Below are 16,314 nucleotides of genomic sequence, written 5' to 3'. Positions count from 1 at the left end.
CGCGTGCGAAAATGCGCAAAAATCGGAAGTGGGCATGCTTGGTATCTTGAGAAACGCGGCGGGGACCTGGGTCGCGAAGGCGCTGCTGATATTGTTGGTGTTGAGCTTCGCCGTCTGGGGCATTTCCGGGCAGTTGGCGGGTGGGTTCGCGGGCCACGACGCCGTTATCACGGCCGGAGGCACCAAGGTATCGATCAACGAGTACCGCCTCGCCTATGATCGCCAGATCAGCGTAATGTCGCAGCAATTCGGCCAGCGCATCAGCCGCGAACAGGCGACGGCGCTCGGCCTGGACAATCAGGTGCTGGCGCAACTCGTGTCGGGTGCAGTCCTCGATGAGCAGGCCCGCAAGCTCGGGCTTGGTCTGTCCAAGGACCGGCTGGCCCAACTCACCCATGAAGACCCGGCGTTCAAAGGGCCCGGCGGCAAGTTCGACCGGCGGACTTTCGATTACATGCTGCAACAGGTCGGCATGCGGCCGGAAGACTATCTCAAGAATCGCGCCCAAGTGGCTGTGCGCCAGCAGATCGTCGAGGCGGTTTCGGACGGCCTCAAGGTCCCGGACACCTTCTTCAAGGCGGTCGCGCTCTATCGTGGCGAAGACCGCACCATCGACTATCTGATCCTGCCGAAATCGCTGGTAGAGCCGATCGAAGCGCCATCAGACAGTGCGCTTTCGGCCTATTTCGAGGAAAACAAGAAGACCTATGCGGCGCCCGAATACCGCAAATTCTCCTACGTCAAACTCGAGCCGGAAGACATCATGGATCTGAGCGGCGTAACAGACCAACAGGTCAGCGACGACTACAACAAGAACAAGGGGCGCTACACCACGCCGGAAATGCGAACCATCGAACAGCTCGTGTTCAAGTCGCCGGATGCCGCGAAGGCCGCGCTCGATTCACTCAAGACCGGCGCGACCTTCGACAAGATCGTGGCCGCCGAGGGCAAGACGCAAGCCGACACGCTGCTCGGCACGCTGGCCAAGGACAAGATTGCCGACAAGGCGGTGGCGGATGCGGCGTTTGCGCTCAACGTCAACGAAGTCAGCCCGGTCGTGCAGGGCGCCTTCGGATCGGTGCTGCTGCGCGTCACCGACATCAAGCCCGAAGTTGTGAAGCCACTGGCCGAAGTGTCTACCGAAATCCGCAAGGATCTGGCGCTGGGCGAGGCGAGCCGCATTCTGCTGGACGTGCATGACAACTACGAAGATATCCGCGCTTCGGGCAGCACGCTGGCGCAAGCGGCCGAAAAACTGAAGCTGAAGGTCGTCACCATCGACGCGATCGATCGCACCGGCCAGAGGCCGGACGGCACCATCATCAAGGACCTGCCGGAATCGCCGGAGCTCATCAAGGCGGTGTTCGAGGCCGAACCCGGCACCGAGAATCCCGACCTCACCACCGCCGACAACGGCTTCGTGTTCTACGAGGTGGATTCGATCACGCCGGCCCGCGACCGCACACTGGATGAAATCCGCCAGAAGGTGGTGGCCGACTGGACGGCGGCCGAAACGACCAAGCGGCTCACCGCAAAAGCGGACGAACTCGAAAAACGTCTCGAGACCGGCGCCACGCTCGACGTGATCGCGGGCGAGCTCAAGCTCGAGAAACAGACCAAGCGCGGCGTCAAGCGCGAGGCGGACGACGTCGATTTCGGCAAGGAAGGAGCCGCGGCGATGTTCGGCGAAGGCGAAGGCGGGACAGGGCTGATCCCCTCGCCCACCGGCGACGGACAGATTCTGTTCAAGATCGACCAAGTCTTCGAACCTGCCGGAGCCGACGCCAGCTCGGTGCCGGACGACGCGCAGAAATCCTTTACCGCCGGTATGTCCGACGACCTGCTCGACCAGTTGGTGGCGCAGCTGCAGACGCAATACGACGTTCGCATCGACCAGACCGCCATTACCCAAGCCCTGACCAGATGAGCGCGCTCAAGCCCCATATCGCCAAGGTCGCCGCCGGCACCGCCCTTTCCTTCGAGGAGGCGCGCGAAGCTTTCGACATCATCATGTCGGGCGATGCGACACCCGGCCAGATCGGCGGCTTCCTGATGGCGCTGCGCGTGCGCGGCGAGACGGTGAGCGAGATTTCAGGCGCCGTCGCCACCATGCGCGCCAAGATGCTGCGTGTCGACGCGCCCGACGGCGCCATAGACATCGTCGGCACCGGCGGCGACAATTCGCACTCAGTCAACATCTCGACAGCATCCGCCTTCGTCATCGCCGCCTGCGGCGTGCCGGTGGCCAAGCACGGCAATCGCGGACTGTCCTCGCAAACCGGCGCCGCCGACGTGCTGACCGCGCTCGGCGTCAAGATCGACATCCCGCCGGAGACGATCGCGCGCTGCATCCGCGACACAGGCGTCGGCTTCATGTTCGCGCCGGCGCATCATCCGGCGATGAAGCATGTCGGCCCGACCCGCGTCGAACTCGGCACCCGCACCATCTTCAACCTGCTCGGCCCGCTCTCCAATCCGGCTGGTGTCGTCAGGCAGATGGTCGGCGTGTTCTTGCCGGAATGGATCATGCCGGTGGCCGAGACGCTGAAGGCACTGGGCGCCGACCATGCCTGGGTCGTCCATGGCGACGGCTATGACGAAATCACCACCACCGGCGAAACTGAGGTGGCCGAGCTGGTCGGTGGCGAGATCCGTTGCTTTACGCTGACCCCGGAAGCGGTCGGGCTGAAGCGTCATACCAAGGAGGAGTTGCGCGGCGGCGACGCTGCCTACAACGCCCAGGCGCTGCGCGACATGCTGGGCGGCGCTGCCGGCGCCTATCGCGATACGGTGCTGATGAACGCCGGCGCCGGTCTGGTGGTGGCGGGCAGGGCGACGACGCTTGCCGACGGCGTGGCGACGGCGGCGCAAGCCATCGACAGCGGCCGCGCGCTGAAGATGCTCGACCGGCTGGTCGAGATTTCGAACGGATAGAGCCGTGTCTGATATCCTTCGCAAGATCGAAGCCTACAAGCGCGACGAGATCGCGGCGGCGAAGACGCGTGTGCCGCTTGCCGAGATCAAGGCGCGGGCGAAAGACGCCGATGCGCCGCGCGGCTTTCTCTCGGCGCTTGAAGCCAAGCGCAAATCCGGCGGTTTCGCGCTGATCGCCGAGATCAAGAAGGCGAGCCCGTCCAAGGGCCTGATCCGGGCCGATTTCGATCCGCCGGCACTGGCCAAGGCCTATGCGACAGGTGGTGCCGCCTGCCTTTCGGTGCTGACCGATGCGCCGTCCTTCCAAGGTGCGCCTGAATTCCTCACCGATGCGCGTGGCGCCGTGACATTGCCCGCTCTGCGCAAGGATTTTCTGTTCGAGCCTTATCAGGTGTTCGAAGCCCGTGCGTGGGGCGCTGACGCCATCCTGATCATCATGGCGAGCATCGATGACGCCATGGCCAGCGACCTCGAAGCGACGGCTTTCGATCTCGGCATGGACGCACTGGTCGAGGTGCATGACGAGACCGAGACGGAACGCGCGCTGAAACTGTCGTCGCGGCTGATCGGCATCAACAACCGCGATCTCCGGACGTTCGAAACCAGCCTCGAGACCTCGGAGCGGCTGGCGGCGATGGTGCCGGCCGATCGCCTGCTGGTCAGCGAGAGCGGTATTTTCTCGCACGAAGACTGCCGCAGGCTGGAACGGAGCGGCATCGGCACCTTCCTCGTCGGCGAGAGCCTGATGCGGCAACAGGACGTGGCCGCCGCAACGCACCTGCTTTTGACGGGCAAGGCGCCGGCCGAGGCTCTCTGACGATGACGGCCTCCCTCACCCATCTTGGCGCACAGGGCGAAGCCAACATGGTCGATGTCGGCAACAAGGCAGAGACGACGCGCACGGCGGTCGCCGAGGGCTTTGTCTCGATGCTGCCAGAGACGCTCCAAATGATCCTCGACGGCGATGCCAAGAAGGGCGACGTGCTGGGCACGGCGCGCATCGCTGGCATCATGGCGGCCAAGAGGACGCATGAGCTGATCCCGCTCTGCCATCCGCTTCTGTTGACCAAACTATCGGTCGACATCGAACCGGACGCGACGCTGCCTGGCCTGAAGGTCACGGCGCTGGCCCGCGTCACCGGCAAGACCGGCGTCGAGATGGAGGCGCTGACCGCCGCCTCGGTCGCTTGCCTGACCATCTACGACATGGCCAAGGCGGTCGACCGGGCCATGGTGATCTCCGGCATCAGGCTGGTGGAAAAGACCGGCGGCAAATCCGGCGACTACAAGGTGGGCGCCCAAGGGGCAGGCCAATAATGGCGTTGCTTCCGGTCACCGAAGCGCTCGAGCGCCTGCTTGAAGGTGCTGCGCCCTCGCAAGCCGAAAGCGTCACCCTGATGGACGCCGCCGACCGTGTGCTGGCGGAGCCGCTCATGGCGCTCCGCACTCAGCCGCCCTTCAACGCATCCGCCATGGACGGCTATGCCGCGCGGGCCGCGGACGTCGCGTCCGTGCCGGCAAGACTTTCGGTGATCGGCATGGCGCCGGCCGGTCGCGGCTTCACCGGGACGGTCGGTGAGAAGCAGGCCGTGCGCATCTTCACCGGCGCGCCGCTTCCCGCGGGCGCAGACACGATCGTCATCCAGGAAAATGTCCGCGACCTCGGCGGCGGCAACATCGAAGTGACCGCATCGACGGTCGAAGGCCGCAACATCCGCCGCCTCGGGCTCGACTTCTCGAAGGGCGACGTTCTGCTGGAGAAAGGCCGCCTGCTCGATCCGGCGGCTTTGTCGCTGGCCGCGTCGGCCAACCATCCGCAAGTCAGCGTGGTGAAACGGCCGCTGGTCGCCATCATCGCCACCGGCGACGAATTGCTGCCGCCGGGCAGCGACCTTGGCCCCGATCAGATCATCTCGTCCAATGCCTATGGCGTCGCCGCCGCGGCCCGCTCGGTCGGCGCGCGTGCCCTCGATCTCGGCATCGCCGCAGACCGCAAGGAGGCGATCGCTGCGCTGGTGAAAAAAGCGGTCGAGGCAGGAGCCGACGTCATCGTCACGCTGGGCGGCGCCTCGGTCGGCGATCACGACCTCGCCCATGACGTGCTGACCGGCGAAGGCATGACGCTCGATTTCTGGAAGATCGCCATGCGGCCCGGCAAGCCGCTGATGTTCGGGCGGCTGGGCGACATCCGCTGCATCGGCCTGCCCGGCAATCCGGTGGCGAGCCTGGTCTGCACGCAGCTCTTCCTGAAGCCGCTGCTTGCGCGGTTCGGCGGCCGCGCCTACCGCCAGGACATGCGTGAGGCACGGCTGGGGACCGCGATGCCGGCCAACGACGTCAGGCAGGACTATGTACGCGCCGTCGTGAAGGAAGAAGCCGGCGTGCTGCTGGCGACACCGTTCGCCATCCAGGATTCCTCGATGCTTAGAATGCTGGCAGAAGCCAACGGGCTGATCGTGCGCGAGCCGTTCGCTCCCCCAGCTGCGACTGGCGCCGCCTGCAGCGTGCTGATGCTACGCTGAACAAAACGTCAACACATTCATTAAACTTTAAACGGTTGCAGAACACAACTGGAACAGATAGTGTTTGTTCTGGGTTTGTTTTTCTGATTCTGTCGGGGGTTCGCGATGCTGACACGCAAACAACATGAACTGCTAATGTTCATCCACGAACGGCTGAAGGAAAGCGGCATTCCGCCTTCCTTCGACGAGATGAAGGAGGCACTCGACCTCGCCTCCAAGTCGGGAATACATCGGCTGATCACGGCGCTGGAGGAGCGCGGCTTCATTCGCCGCCTGCCCAACCGCGCCCGCGCGCTTGAGGTGCTGCGCCTGCCCGATTCGATCGCGCCCGGCCTCAATGCGGCGCGCAAATTCTCGCCAAGCGTCATTCAAGGCAGCCTTGGGCAGGGCAATCTCGGACGACAGATCAAGCCGGCGCCTTCACGCATGCCTGCGGCCGGAAATGACGACGACGTCGTTGCCACCGTATCCATCCCGGTGATGGGCCGCATCGCTGCCGGCGTGCCGATCGATGCCATCCAGCACCAGACGCATTCGATCTCGGTACCGCCGGACATGATCATGGGCGGCGAGCATTATGCTTTGGAGGTCAAGGGCGATTCGATGATCGAGGCCGGCATTTTCGACGGCGACACGGTCATCATCCGCAACGCCGACACGGCGAACCCGGGAGAGATCATCGTGGCATTGGTCGACGAAGAGGAAGCGACGCTGAAGCGATTCCGCCGCAAAGGCGCCTCGATCGCCCTGGAAGCCGCCAATCCGGCCTATGAGACGCGCATCTTCGGGCCGGACCGGGTCAAGGTGCAAGGCAAGCTTGTCGGATTGATCCGGCGTTACTGAGCGGCGGCTTTTTTGGGTTTCTCGGCCTTGCGGTATGGCGGCAGGCCCCTCGCCTCTCGAGAAAACTTTCGCTGCACATGCCAGGGCCGGTACGGTTCTTCGACGGCGAAACGAATTTTTGCGCGCGTCGTCGCCGATTGCGGATCGAAGAAGACGGCGGCACTGCCCATGCGAGCGAGTTGCCGTTTGGTCACGACGAGGACCAGCGGATTGCGGCAGGGATTGTAATAGGCTGTAGCATCGTCGATGACGATCAGATCAGCAAAGGCACAGGCTGGCCGCGCGGTTTTGCGGTCGTCGGCGAGCGCGACGATCGCGCCGGACGGATGCCGGGCGAGGCACAGACCGGCAGAGCAGTAGAATGGCGCGCCCGGCGGCAGGTCCGCCGGATCGGTGATGTTGAACTGCATATCTGTTTTGGCGAACGTCTCCGGCATGATGATCGTCTCGGCCTTCAGGGCGTGTTTCCAGTTGTCGATGGTAAATTCGTTCGGACGCGCCCGGTTCACGGCAAACTCACCGCCGCCGATTGGTAGAGCGACCAGCCGCGCATTCTCCGAGATCAGCACGTCGGGCGTGGGTGTGTCGGAAATCGTCAGCAGGCCGGCAAGCGCGAAAGGCAGCGCCGCAATCCGCAGCCAGGTCGTCGCCATGGTTGCGATGACAAGTGCGATCGTCGCCAGCAGGACCGACTGCATCGAGATCAGCCCGACCGCGTCGATGGGCGAGCGCTCCGAAATCCATCCGGACACGACGATCATCGCTGTCAGGCCCTTGCCCATCACATAGAGGAAAGGCCCGTCGGCACCGAACGGCATAGCCAGAGCGCTGAGCACGGGCGAAAGGCATGACCACCAGCGAGACGATCGGCATGATCGCCAGATTGGCGAACAGGCTGAGTGGCGAGACCCGCTGGAAATGCCATATGGCAAAAGGCGCCGTAGCGCTTCCCGCGATGATGGAGGTCATGGCGAGGCCGCTCATTGCCACCAGGAATTTTCGTGTGACGAAGCCGAGCGGCGATCGTCGCGGCGGTGGCTCGGTGGCCCTGCCTGCGCGGTAGTCGGACCAGCCGGCATAAGCGCCGACGAGGGCCGCGGTCGCGGCGAAGGACATCTGAAAACTCGGCTCCACAACCTCATGCGGCGACACGACGACGATGACGGCAATCGCCGAGATCGCCAGATTGCGCATGGTGAGCGCCGCCCGGTCGAACAGCACGCGATCAGCATCACCGCCAGCATGATGAAGCTGCGCTCGGCCGCGACCACCACGCCCGAAATGATCAGATAGGCCGCGATCGAAAAGAGTGCGGCCGCGGCCGCGTATTTTTTGACCGGCCGTCGCGAGGAGAAATCGGGAAACAGCGCGAAGGCGCCGCGCAGCAGCCCCATGACCGTGCCGGCAACCAGCGCCATGTGCAGGCCGGAGATGGAGATGATGTGATAGATGCCGGTGCGCCGCATCGCCTCGTTGATCTCTTCGGGGATGCCGGCGCGCACGCCGACGACCAGCGCGGCGGCAATCTCGCCCTCGGCGCCGCCGATGCTGCCGCGAATATGGTCGGCGATGCTCTCCCGCGCGTTCTCGACCGCTGAGGAAAGACGCGCGGCAAGCGGTGCACCATCTGGCGAAGCGCCATCCGGGGGAACAGTTTTTGGAGTGCCAAGGAAAAAGCCGCTGGCGCCAATACCGGCGAAATAGCTGTCGAAGGAGTAATCATAGCCGTCCGGCTGCACCGGGCCGGTTGGTGGCAGCAGTCTGACATAGCCGGTCACTTTCGATCCGGCGGCCGCGCCCGGCGGTATTTTCATAGCCGAAGCGCGAATCCGCTTGGGCATATAGCGCAGCGCTGGCCGGGCGGTCGAGATCGCATCGATGGTCAGCCGGATGCGACCGTTCGCCATCCGGTCGAGGCTGACGATCCGGCCGGCCAGCCGCGTCGGGATTTCCGCGCCGACCATCTGCGTTCCCGCGCGCCGGTCCCGACCTTGGCGGCGAGCACGCCGAGCGCGCACAGCAGCGCAACCAGGAACACAGATGCGTTTTGCGCCATGAGCGCGAGCCGGCCGCACACAATGCCGTGAGGACCACGACGGCGATGGGTTGCGAAAAGTCCGGTTCTCTCGCCAGCGAAAAATAGAAGATCACCCCGCATGCCAGAAAAACCGGCACCAGCAGGAAGGCGACGCCACGGTCGATCTCCATGCCGGCTGCCGATGCCAAGTTGTTGCGGATGCCGGACGGCGAAAGATGGCGAAGGTGCCCGCGCAGCCGAACGGCAGGGCCGATCTTCGGGCTTGGGACCGTTGCAGGCCCCTCCGGCGGCAGGGGCCTGACATCAAGGCGTGGCAGTGAATCCGGCGCCGGTATGACAGGCACCGATGCGGCAAACAGCGACCGTTCGCTGACGCTGCTGACCGCGCCGTCGCTCCCGTCCGCACCGCGGCCTGGTCCAGCCATCGGGTCTGCCCCTTGCGCCCTTGACCTCCTATGCTACATGAACGCGCGGCGCGCGAAAGTCCGCGCGACCGCATCCGTATCCTGCACTTGCCTGAGAGTTCCATGTCCGACAAGGTCGTTACCCGTTTTGCCCCCTCGCCCACCGGCTTCCTGCATATTGGCGGGGCGCGCACGGCGCTGTTCAACTGGCTGTATGCAAAACACACCGGTGGCACGATGCTGCTGCGCATCGAGGACACCGATCGCGAGCGTTCGACGGATGCGGCAACCGCCGCCATTCTCGATGGGCTCTCCTGGCTCGGCCTCACCTGGGACGGCGAGCCGGTATCGCAGTTCGAGCGCGCGCCGCGTCACCGCGCAGTCGCCGAGGAGCTGGTGCGCCTCGGCAAGGCCTATTACTGCTATGCGACGCCGGCCGAGCTGGAGGCGATGCGCGAGAGCGCGCGGGCCAAGGGGCTGCCGCCCCGCTATGACGGACGCTGGCGCGACCGCGACCCGTCGGAGGCGCCGGCCGGCGCCAAGGGGGCCATCCGCATCAAGGCGCCGACCGAGGGCGAGACCGTGGTGCATGACCGCGTGCAGGGCGAGGTGCGCTTCCCCAACAAGGATCTCGACGATTTCATCATCCTGCGCTCCGACGGCAATCCGACCTATATGCATGCCGTCGTCGTCGACGACCATGACATGGGCATCACCCACATCATCCGCGGCGACGACCATCTGACCAACGCCGCCCGCCAGACAGTGATCTATCGAGCCATGGGCTGGGAGGTGCCGTCGATGTCGCATATCCCGCTGATCCATGGTGCCGACGGCGCCAAGCTGTCGAAGCGGCACGGGGCGCTTGGCGTCGAAGCCTATCGCGCCATGGGCTACCTGCCCGAGGCACTGCTCAACTACCTGGCGCGGCTCGGCTGGAGCCACGGCGACGACGAGATCATGTCGATCGCCGACATGATTGCGTGGTTCGACATCGGCGACGTCAACAAGGGAGCCGCCCGCTTCGACTTCGCCAAGCTCGAGGCGCTGAACGGCGTGCACATGCGCCGGAAGGACGACGCCGAATTGCTCGATATCTTCATCGCCACCTTGCCCTATCTCGAAGGCGGACCGGCGATCGCTGCGCGGCTCGACGACAAGAGCAAGGCGCAGTTGCTTGCCGCCCTGCCCGGCTTGAAGGAGCGCGCCAAGACGCTGGTCGAACTGGCCGACGGTGCCGCCTTCCTGTTCGCCCAGCGGCCGCTGCCGATCGACGAGAAAGCGGCGGCGCTGCTCGGTGGTGAAGCGCGTGAGATCCTGCGGGGCGCCCACGCGGCGCTGAAGGCGGTTTCAGGCCACTGGACGGCCGCTGCGGCGGAGGCTGCGATCCGCGAATATGCGCTGGCAGGCGACCGGAAACTCGGTGCCGTGGCCCAACCTTTACGGGCTGCGCTCACCGGCAAAAGCACCTCGCCAGGCGTATTCGATGTGCTTGCCGTGCTTGGCCGCGACGAAAGCCTGGCGCGCATCGCCGATCAAATCGATTAGGAGAACTGGCCCAAGAAGATTGGCATTGAAAGGCGGCTTTCGCAGTGCAACATTAGGTCCTGGCCCAATTTGGCACGCAGATCCAATTGCGGGCGCAAACACGAGCACTCCGATGCTTTCGACGTGTTGCGTTGCGGATATTTCGCCTTTGCCGGCATGAAGAAACAAAAGGAGTTTGCAATGTCCGAAGCTGCGACAAGACTGGAATTTGGCGGCAAAACCCACGCGTCGACTGCAAAACTGGAGCTCGGTGGTAAAACTCACGAACTCAAGGTGCGAAGCGGCTCGGTCGGACCTGATGTCATCGACATCGGTTCGCTTTACAACACCACCGGGGCCTTCACCTACGATCCCGGCTTCACGTCGACGGCAAGCTGCGAATCGGAAATCACCTTCATCGATGGCGATGCCGGGATCCTTTTGCATCGCGGCTATCCCATCGACCAGTTGGCCGAACATGGCGACTTCCTCGAAGTCTGCTATCTCTTGCTCTACGGCGAATTGCCGACCAAGGCGCAAAAGGACGATTTCGACTACCGGGTGACGCGCCACACCATGGTGCATGAACAGATGTCGCGCTTCTTCACCGGCTTTCGCCGCGACGCGCACCCGATGGCGGTGATGTGCGGCGTGGTCGGCGCGCTGTCGGCCTTCTATCACGATTCCACCGACATTTCGGACCCGTATCAGCGCATGGTCGCATCGATGCGGCTGATCGCCAAGATGCCGACGATCGCGGCGATGGCCTACAAATACCACATCGGCCAGCCCTTCATTTACCCGAAGAACGAGCTGAATTTCGCGGCCAACTTCCTGCATATGTGCTTTGCCGTGCCGTGCGAGGAATACAAGATCAACCCGGTGCTGGCGCGTGCGATGGAGCGCATCTTCATCCTGCACGCCGATCACGAGCAGAACGCCTCGACCTCGACCGTCCGCCTCGCCGGCTCGTCGGGCGCCAATCCGTTTGCCTGCATCGCCGCCGGCATCGCCTGCCTGTGGGGACCAGCCCATGGCGGCGCCAACGAGGCCGCCTTGAACATGTTGGGCGAGATCGGCCATGTCGACCACATCCCGGAATTCATCGCCCGCGCCAAGGACAAGAACGATCCGTTCAGGCTGATGGGCTTTGGCCACCGCGTCTACAAGAATTACGATCCGCGCGCCAAGATCATGCAGAAGACCGCGCATGAGGTTTTGGGCGAACTCGGTATCAAGGACGATCCGCTGCTCGACATCGCCATGGAGTTGGAAAAGATTGCGCTCACCGACTCTTATTTCATCGAGAAGAAGCTTTATCCGAATGTCGATTTCTATTCCGGCATCACGCTGAAAGCGCTGGGCTTCCCCACCACCATGTTCACCGTGCTGTTCGCGGTCGCCCGCACCGTCGGCTGGATTGCGCAGTGGAAAGAGATGATCGAGGATCCGCACCAGAAGATCGGCCGCCCACGCCAGCTCTACACAGGCGCGCCGGAACGTGACTACGTGCCGATTGCAAAGCGGTAAGATCGAGCGAATCGGGAATAGCGAGTAGGGACAGAGTTGCGTCTGCGGTGGTCCACTCCTCGCTATTCGCTACTGCCTATTCGCTTCTTTGATACACCTCATCACGACCCCGGCAGCGATGTCGCCGGAAGGTCTGTCGGTGGCCATGCGCCTGGCCACCTCGGCAAAACCGTCCTTCTGCCATGCGCGATAGGGGGTATCGGAAAACAGCGCCTCCAGCTGCCGCGCCAGATAGGGCGGCCGCACATATTCGTTGTAGCTTTCCGGCACCACCGGGCGATCGGCGATAAGATTGGGCAAGGCGGCGCTCCATACGGTGATCAGGCTCTGAGCCATCCGCATGACCGGATCGAAGCGGTAGCAGGAGACCATCGGCACACCCGACAGCGCCAGTTCCAGCGACACCGTTCCCGACGCGATCAACGCCGCATCGGCCTTGCCGAAAGCCTGCCATTTGCGTTCGGGATCAAGGATGATCTCCGGCTTCTCGTCCCAGCTTGCCACCGAAGCCCTGACCAGGTCGGCAACATGCGGCACCGTTGGCAACAGCAGGCGCAAGCGGTGCCCGCGCGCGCGCAGGATCGAGATCGTCTTGCCGAACGGGCCGACCAGCCGTCGCACCTCGCCGCGACGCGACCCGGGCAGCACAAGCAGTGTCTTTAAGCGATCCTCGGACAGGTCGCGCGGCAAGTTTTGCGCCTTTGCAGCGCCGAGCACGCCCGGATCATGCGTGAGGCGATGGCCGACATAGGTGCCGGGCGGACCATCGAGGCGAGCGAGCTCCTTCCCCTCGAAAGGCAGGATGCAAAGGATATGGTCGACATATGGCTTCATCGCCGCCGCCCTGCCCGGCCGCCACGCCCAGACGCTCGGGCAGACATAGTGGACGATCGGAATTGCGGGATCGGCGGCGCGAACCTTTTTCGCCACGCGCAGCGAAAAATCCGGGCTGTCGATAGTGATGAGGCAGTCGGGCCTTTCATCGGCGACCGCGCTGGCCGTCTGGCTGATCCGCCGCATCAGGCGCGGCAGGTCGCGCAGAATGGCGCTCAAGCCCATCAGCGCGATCTCGCCGCCGTCGAAGAGCGGAGCGAGGCCGAGCGCCTGCAAATGGCGGCCGCCGATGCCGACGAGCCGGACCTCGCGTCCGGTCGCGCGCTTGAGCGCCTCCACGATGTCGGCGCCGAGCAGGTCGCCGGACTCCTCGCCGGCGACGATGGCAATCTTCAGCGGTTTCTCATTTCCCATGCACCGGCTCCGCGGCAGGCAGGCCGATCACGAACAGGCCAAGCGCATTGGCGCGGGCGACGACGGTGGGGCTTTCCAGAATTAGCGAGCGGCCGGCTTCGACGGCAATACCGGCAAGTCCCGCGGCATGCGCCGCCTCGACTGTCTGCGGGCCGATGGAAGGCAGATCGGCGCGCAGTTCCTGGCCGGGCTTGGCACACTTGACCAGGACACCGCGCGTTCTGCCGGCCAGCCTGCCGTGCCCGCGCAACTGCCTTGTTCGTTCCAGCAATCCATCGGTGCCTTCGACGCCTTCCAGCGCGATGGCGCGGCCACCGACCGCGACAGCCGCCTGGCCGATATCCAGCGCGCCGATGGCCTTTGCCGCCGAATGCGCCGCTTCGATGTCGCGCCAGTCCGATTTTCGCGGCGCCGCCTTGGTGAGCGTCCCTTCGGCAGCGACCAGTTCCGGCACGATCTCATGGGCGCCGACGACCTTGATGCCGCTGCGCTCGACCCTGCGCACAAATAGTTTCAGCACCGTGTCGTCGCCATGGGTTGCACCGACAAGAAGGCTGGGCACCCAGGCGAGCAGGCCGAGATTAAGGCGCATGGCGCCCAGCCTGGGGCGGCGTGTGATATGGCCCGCGGTCACCAGATGGGTGACATGGTGATTTTTGAGCGTCGGCAGCAGTGAGCCGATATCCTCCAGCCTCAAGGTCACCTGCTCATAGTCGTCGAAGTCGGAAATGCGGTCGACCTCGCCCGCCGCCATTACGACGAAGGGAGACTTGCCTTGCCCAGCAAGCGCCCTGGCAATTTCAACCGGCAGACTGCCGCCGCCGGCAATAATGCCGACCTTGGCGTCTGGCGCGAGATCAAGGCACGTCCGGGTGGCCTCAATCTTCGTCATCTGCGTCGTCGCCGTCGCCAGCCTTGAGCGACGGGACGGCGTAGTGCCGCTTGCCGCGACTGGCGATGAAATCGATGATTTTCATGGCGGTCGGCGACGAGGCGAATTCCGCCTTGGCGAACTCGATGTTCTCGCCGACGGTTCGGGAGCGATCGAATATCGTCCTGTAGGCCTTGCGCAGCATATGGATCTCGGAGCGCGGCAACCCGGCGCGCTTCAGGCCGATGATGTTGAGGCCGCGTAGGCTGGCGCGATTGCCGACCGCGATGGCGTAGGGAATGACATCGCCGACGATGGCCGAGCAACCACCGAGAAAGGCGTTGTCGCCGACGCGGACAAATTGATGAACGGCACTGAGGCCGCCGATATAGACGTTGTCGCCGATCTCGCAATGGCCGCCCAGCGTCGCTTGGTTGGCGAAGGTAGCGTTCTTGCCGACGACGCAGTCATGGGCGATGTGGGCGTAGGCAAGGAAGTTGCCGTTATCGCCGATAACAGTCTCACCACGGCTGGAATCGGTGCCGAGATGCATGGTCACGCCTTCGCGGATCGTACAATTCTCACCGATTACCAGTGTGGTGCGGCCGCCCTTGTGCTTGGTGTTCTGTGGCGGCCCACCCAATGTCGCCATCGGATATACCTTGGTCGACGCACCGATGGTGGTCGCGCCCAGCACCGAGACATGGCTGACCAGTTCGACGCGGTCGCCGATCACCGCGTCGGAACTGATGTGGCAGAACGGCCCGATACGGACGCCTGCGCCGATTTTAGCGCCTGCCTCGATGACCGACGAGGGGTGGATGACTGTCTGGATTTTCATGAGCATTCGATCGTCAGGCGCTCGCCACCATCATCGCCGAGATCTCCGCTTCCGCGGCCTTGACGCCGTCGACCAGAGCCTCGCAGGCGAATTTGAGAAGGTTGCCGCGTTTCTTGATTTTCTTGACATGGATTTTCAACTGATCGCCCGGAACGACCGGCCTACGGAATTTAGCGTTGTCAATGGTCAGGAAATAGACCAGCGACGGTTTTTCGGTGCCAAGGCTTCGGATGCAGATGGCGCCCGCCGTCTGCGCCATCGCCTCGACGATCAGCACGCCGGGCATGACCGGCTGATCCGGGAAATGACCCTGAAAATGCGGCTCGTTTATGGTCACGTTCTTGATGCCGATAGCGGACTCGTCACCATCGATATCGATGATGCGGTCGATCATCAGGAACGGGTAGCGATGCGGCAGGAGCTTCATCAGTCCCAATATGTCGACCGCTTCGAGCGTCGTCGCCGCCATCTCAGCTATTTCCCCCGTTGCTCGATTTCCGCGCCCTGGCCAGTCTTCGCAAAGCCGCGATCTCCCGCATGGCTTCCGCCATCGGCTGTGCCGGATACCCTCCCCAAATTTCGCCTGCGGGGACGTTGCTCATGAACCCACTTCTTGCGGCAAGCTTGGCCCCCGTCCCGATGGTCAGATGATCGGCAAGGCCGACACCGCCACCCATGGTGACGTTGTCGCCCACCGTTACGGAACCGGAGATACCCGAAAGGCCGGCGATTATGCAATTGCGGCCTATGCGGACGTTATGAGCGATCTGCACCAGATTGTCGATCTTGGTGCCTTGACCGATGATCGTGTCGGACATGGCGCCACGATCGACCGTGGTGTTCGAGCCGATCTCGACATTGTCCTGGATAATGACCCGGCCGATTTGCGGAACGCGTTCCGGGCCCTTGGCACCGGCCACGAAGCCAAAACCGTCCTGACCGATGCGGGCGCCACCATGGACGATGACGCGGTTGCCGATCAGAGCGTACTGGATGCTGGCACCCGGACCGACATAACCGTCGCGGCCGAACTGGCAGGAAGGGCCGATAACGGCATGAGGAGCAATGACGGTTCCGCTGCCGACAGAAGCGCGGGGACCGATGACCGCGCCGGCCTCTACGATGGCGCCGGGCTCGATATGCGCTGATGGATCGATATGCGCATGCGGCGAGACGCCGGTTTCACCGGTCAGCGGCGCCGGTGTCGCAGCCGCCGGGAAAAGAAGGCGTCCGACCATCGCGAAAGCCTGTTGCGGGCGCGGATGGACCAGAACGGCAATCCCCGCCGGGGCCTTGCCGGCAAACTCGGCGGGGCAGAGAACCGCCGCTGCCCGCAGCGACTGCATCAGTGCGAAGTTGCGTCTGCCATCGACGAAGACAAGCGCATGCTCGCCGCCTTCGCTTGCCGGTGCCAAGGCTTCGATCGATATATCGGACTGGCCGGAATCGACAAGCACCGAGCCGGTCAGATTCGCGACTTCGCCAGCCGTATACCGGCGTGATGGCGCGAAGAACACCGGATCGGTCATTCCAGAAGCAATATCCAGCTAGGTCGG

General features: G+C 63.9%; 13 protein-coding genes and 1 pseudogene. 8 read left to right on the top strand and 6 right to left on the bottom strand.

Translation table 11 applies throughout. From position 1 onward, the window contains the following. Positions 1 to 34 precede the first annotated feature (34 nt). The 6 genes from AC0NID_RS21690 to lexA all read left to right on the top strand — a co-directional run bounded on the left by AC0NID_RS21690 (position 35) and on the right by lexA (position 6,299). Positions 35 to 1,927, top strand: coding sequence for a SurA N-terminal domain-containing protein (locus AC0NID_RS21690; RefSeq protein WP_473457978.1), 1,893 nt, complete (start codon positions 35 to 37; stop codon positions 1,925 to 1,927). Beyond that, on the top strand, positions 1,924 to 2,934 hold the full coding sequence (gene trpD / locus AC0NID_RS21685) for an anthranilate phosphoribosyltransferase (protein ID WP_473457977.1): 1,011 nt from the start codon (positions 1,924 to 1,926) through the stop codon (positions 2,932 to 2,934). The genes AC0NID_RS21690 and trpD overlap by 4 nt, the downstream gene beginning before the upstream one ends. Positions 2,935 to 2,938: 4 nt before the next feature. Next, the gene (gene trpC, locus AC0NID_RS21680) at positions 2,939 to 3,751 is read left to right on the top strand and encodes an indole-3-glycerol phosphate synthase TrpC (protein ID WP_473457975.1); all 813 of its coding nucleotides are present in this window, start codon (positions 2,939 to 2,941) and stop codon (positions 3,749 to 3,751) included. Positions 3,752 to 3,753: 2 nt separating this feature from the next. Next, positions 3,754 to 4,251, top strand: coding sequence for a cyclic pyranopterin monophosphate synthase MoaC (gene moaC / locus AC0NID_RS21675; protein WP_473457974.1), 498 nt, complete (start codon positions 3,754 to 3,756; stop codon positions 4,249 to 4,251). After that, positions 4,251 to 5,456 carry a molybdopterin molybdotransferase MoeA gene (locus AC0NID_RS21670; protein WP_473457973.1) on the top strand — a complete coding sequence of 402 codons (1,206 nt, stop codon included), beginning with the start codon at positions 4,251 to 4,253 and terminating at the stop codon, positions 5,454 to 5,456. Before moaC ends, AC0NID_RS21670 begins: the two co-directional genes overlap by 1 nt. A 105-nt stretch (positions 5,457 to 5,561) precedes the next feature. Next, positions 5,562 to 6,299 carry a transcriptional repressor LexA gene (gene lexA / locus AC0NID_RS21665; protein ID WP_292162620.1) on the top strand — a complete coding sequence of 246 codons (738 nt, stop codon included), beginning with the start codon at positions 5,562 to 5,564 and terminating at the stop codon, positions 6,297 to 6,299. On the opposite strand, the pseudogene AC0NID_RS21660 reads toward lexA, so the two are convergent. After that, positions 6,293 to 8,762 (bottom strand): annotated as a pseudogene (locus AC0NID_RS21660) (ComEC/Rec2 family competence protein). The gene lexA and the pseudogene AC0NID_RS21660 sit on opposite strands and share 7 nt — an antisense overlap. A 102-nt stretch (positions 8,763 to 8,864) precedes the next feature. Between AC0NID_RS21660 and gltX the strand changes: the two are divergent. Both gltX and gltA read left to right on the top strand, forming a co-directional pair. Continuing rightward, complete coding sequence (gltX, locus tag AC0NID_RS21655) at positions 8,865 to 10,289, top strand: glutamate--tRNA ligase (RefSeq protein WP_473457971.1); 1,425 nt, start codon at positions 8,865 to 8,867, stop codon at positions 10,287 to 10,289. Between the two features lie 180 nt (positions 10,290 to 10,469). Next, positions 10,470 to 11,798, top strand: a complete 1,329-nt coding sequence (gene gltA, locus AC0NID_RS21650) for a citrate synthase (RefSeq protein ID WP_473457969.1) — start codon at positions 10,470 to 10,472, stop codon at positions 11,796 to 11,798. A 69-nt stretch (positions 11,799 to 11,867) separates the two neighbouring features. Here the strand turns inward: gltA and lpxB are convergent, their stop codons facing one another. From lpxB to lpxD, 5 genes are read right to left on the bottom strand one after another with little or no spacing between them, the layout of a single operon-like run. Further along, on the bottom strand, positions 11,868 to 13,046 hold the full coding sequence (gene lpxB, locus AC0NID_RS21645; protein ID WP_473457967.1) for a lipid-A-disaccharide synthase: 1,179 nt from the start codon (positions 13,044 to 13,046) through the stop codon (positions 11,868 to 11,870). After that, on the bottom strand, positions 13,036 to 13,938 hold the full coding sequence (locus AC0NID_RS21640) for an LpxI family protein (protein ID WP_473457965.1): 903 nt from the start codon (positions 13,936 to 13,938) through the stop codon (positions 13,036 to 13,038). Before AC0NID_RS21640 ends, lpxB begins: the two co-directional genes overlap by 11 nt. Further along, complete coding sequence (gene lpxA / locus AC0NID_RS21635; RefSeq protein ID WP_473457963.1) at positions 13,925 to 14,758, bottom strand: acyl-ACP--UDP-N-acetylglucosamine O-acyltransferase; 834 nt, start codon at positions 14,756 to 14,758, stop codon at positions 13,925 to 13,927. The genes AC0NID_RS21640 and lpxA overlap by 14 nt, the downstream gene beginning before the upstream one ends. Positions 14,759 to 14,771: 13 nt before the next feature. Continuing rightward, complete coding sequence (fabZ, locus tag AC0NID_RS21630; protein WP_473458028.1) at positions 14,772 to 15,236, bottom strand: 3-hydroxyacyl-ACP dehydratase FabZ; 465 nt, start codon at positions 15,234 to 15,236, stop codon at positions 14,772 to 14,774. Next, positions 15,229 to 16,287: a UDP-3-O-(3-hydroxymyristoyl)glucosamine N-acyltransferase gene (lpxD, locus tag AC0NID_RS21625; protein WP_473457961.1), complete on the bottom strand. Its 1,059-nt coding sequence runs from the start codon at positions 16,285 to 16,287 to the stop codon at positions 15,229 to 15,231. The genes fabZ and lpxD overlap by 8 nt, the downstream gene beginning before the upstream one ends. Positions 16,288 to 16,314 lie beyond the last annotated feature (27 nt).

Source organism: Mesorhizobium sp. WSM4821, assembly GCF_055901555.1.
The sequence above is the reverse complement of the archived record's forward strand: the minus strand, read 5'-3'. Positions and strand labels throughout refer to the sequence as shown.

Excerpts from the sequence above, each read along its gene's own strand:
- AC0NID_RS21690 (WP_473457978.1), top strand. The coding sequence starts at position 35 with ATGCTTGGTATCTTGAGAAACGCGGCGGGGACCTGGGTCGCGAAGGCG.
- trpD (WP_473457977.1), top strand. The coding sequence starts at position 1,924 with ATGAGCGCGCTCAAGCCCCATATCGCCAAGGTCGCCGCCGGCACCGCC.
- moaC (WP_473457974.1), top strand. The coding sequence starts at position 3,754 with ATGACGGCCTCCCTCACCCATCTTGGCGCACAGGGCGAAGCCAACATG.
- AC0NID_RS21670 (WP_473457973.1), top strand. The coding sequence starts at position 4,251 with ATGGCGTTGCTTCCGGTCACCGAAGCGCTCGAGCGCCTGCTTGAAGGT.
- lexA (WP_292162620.1), top strand. The coding sequence starts at position 5,562 with ATGCTGACACGCAAACAACATGAACTGCTAATGTTCATCCACGAACGG.
- gltX (WP_473457971.1), top strand. The coding sequence starts at position 8,865 with ATGTCCGACAAGGTCGTTACCCGTTTTGCCCCCTCGCCCACCGGCTTC.
- gltA (WP_473457969.1), top strand. The coding sequence starts at position 10,470 with ATGTCCGAAGCTGCGACAAGACTGGAATTTGGCGGCAAAACCCACGCG.
- lpxB (WP_473457967.1), bottom strand. The coding sequence starts at position 13,046 with ATGGGAAATGAGAAACCGCTGAAGATTGCCATCGTCGCCGGCGAGGAG.
- AC0NID_RS21640 (WP_473457965.1), bottom strand. The coding sequence starts at position 13,938 with ATGACGAAGATTGAGGCCACCCGGACGTGCCTTGATCTCGCGCCAGAC.
- lpxA (WP_473457963.1), bottom strand. The coding sequence starts at position 14,758 with ATGAAAATCCAGACAGTCATCCACCCCTCGTCGGTCATCGAGGCAGGC.
- lpxD (WP_473457961.1), bottom strand. The coding sequence starts at position 16,287 with ATGACCGATCCGGTGTTCTTCGCGCCATCACGCCGGTATACGGCTGGC.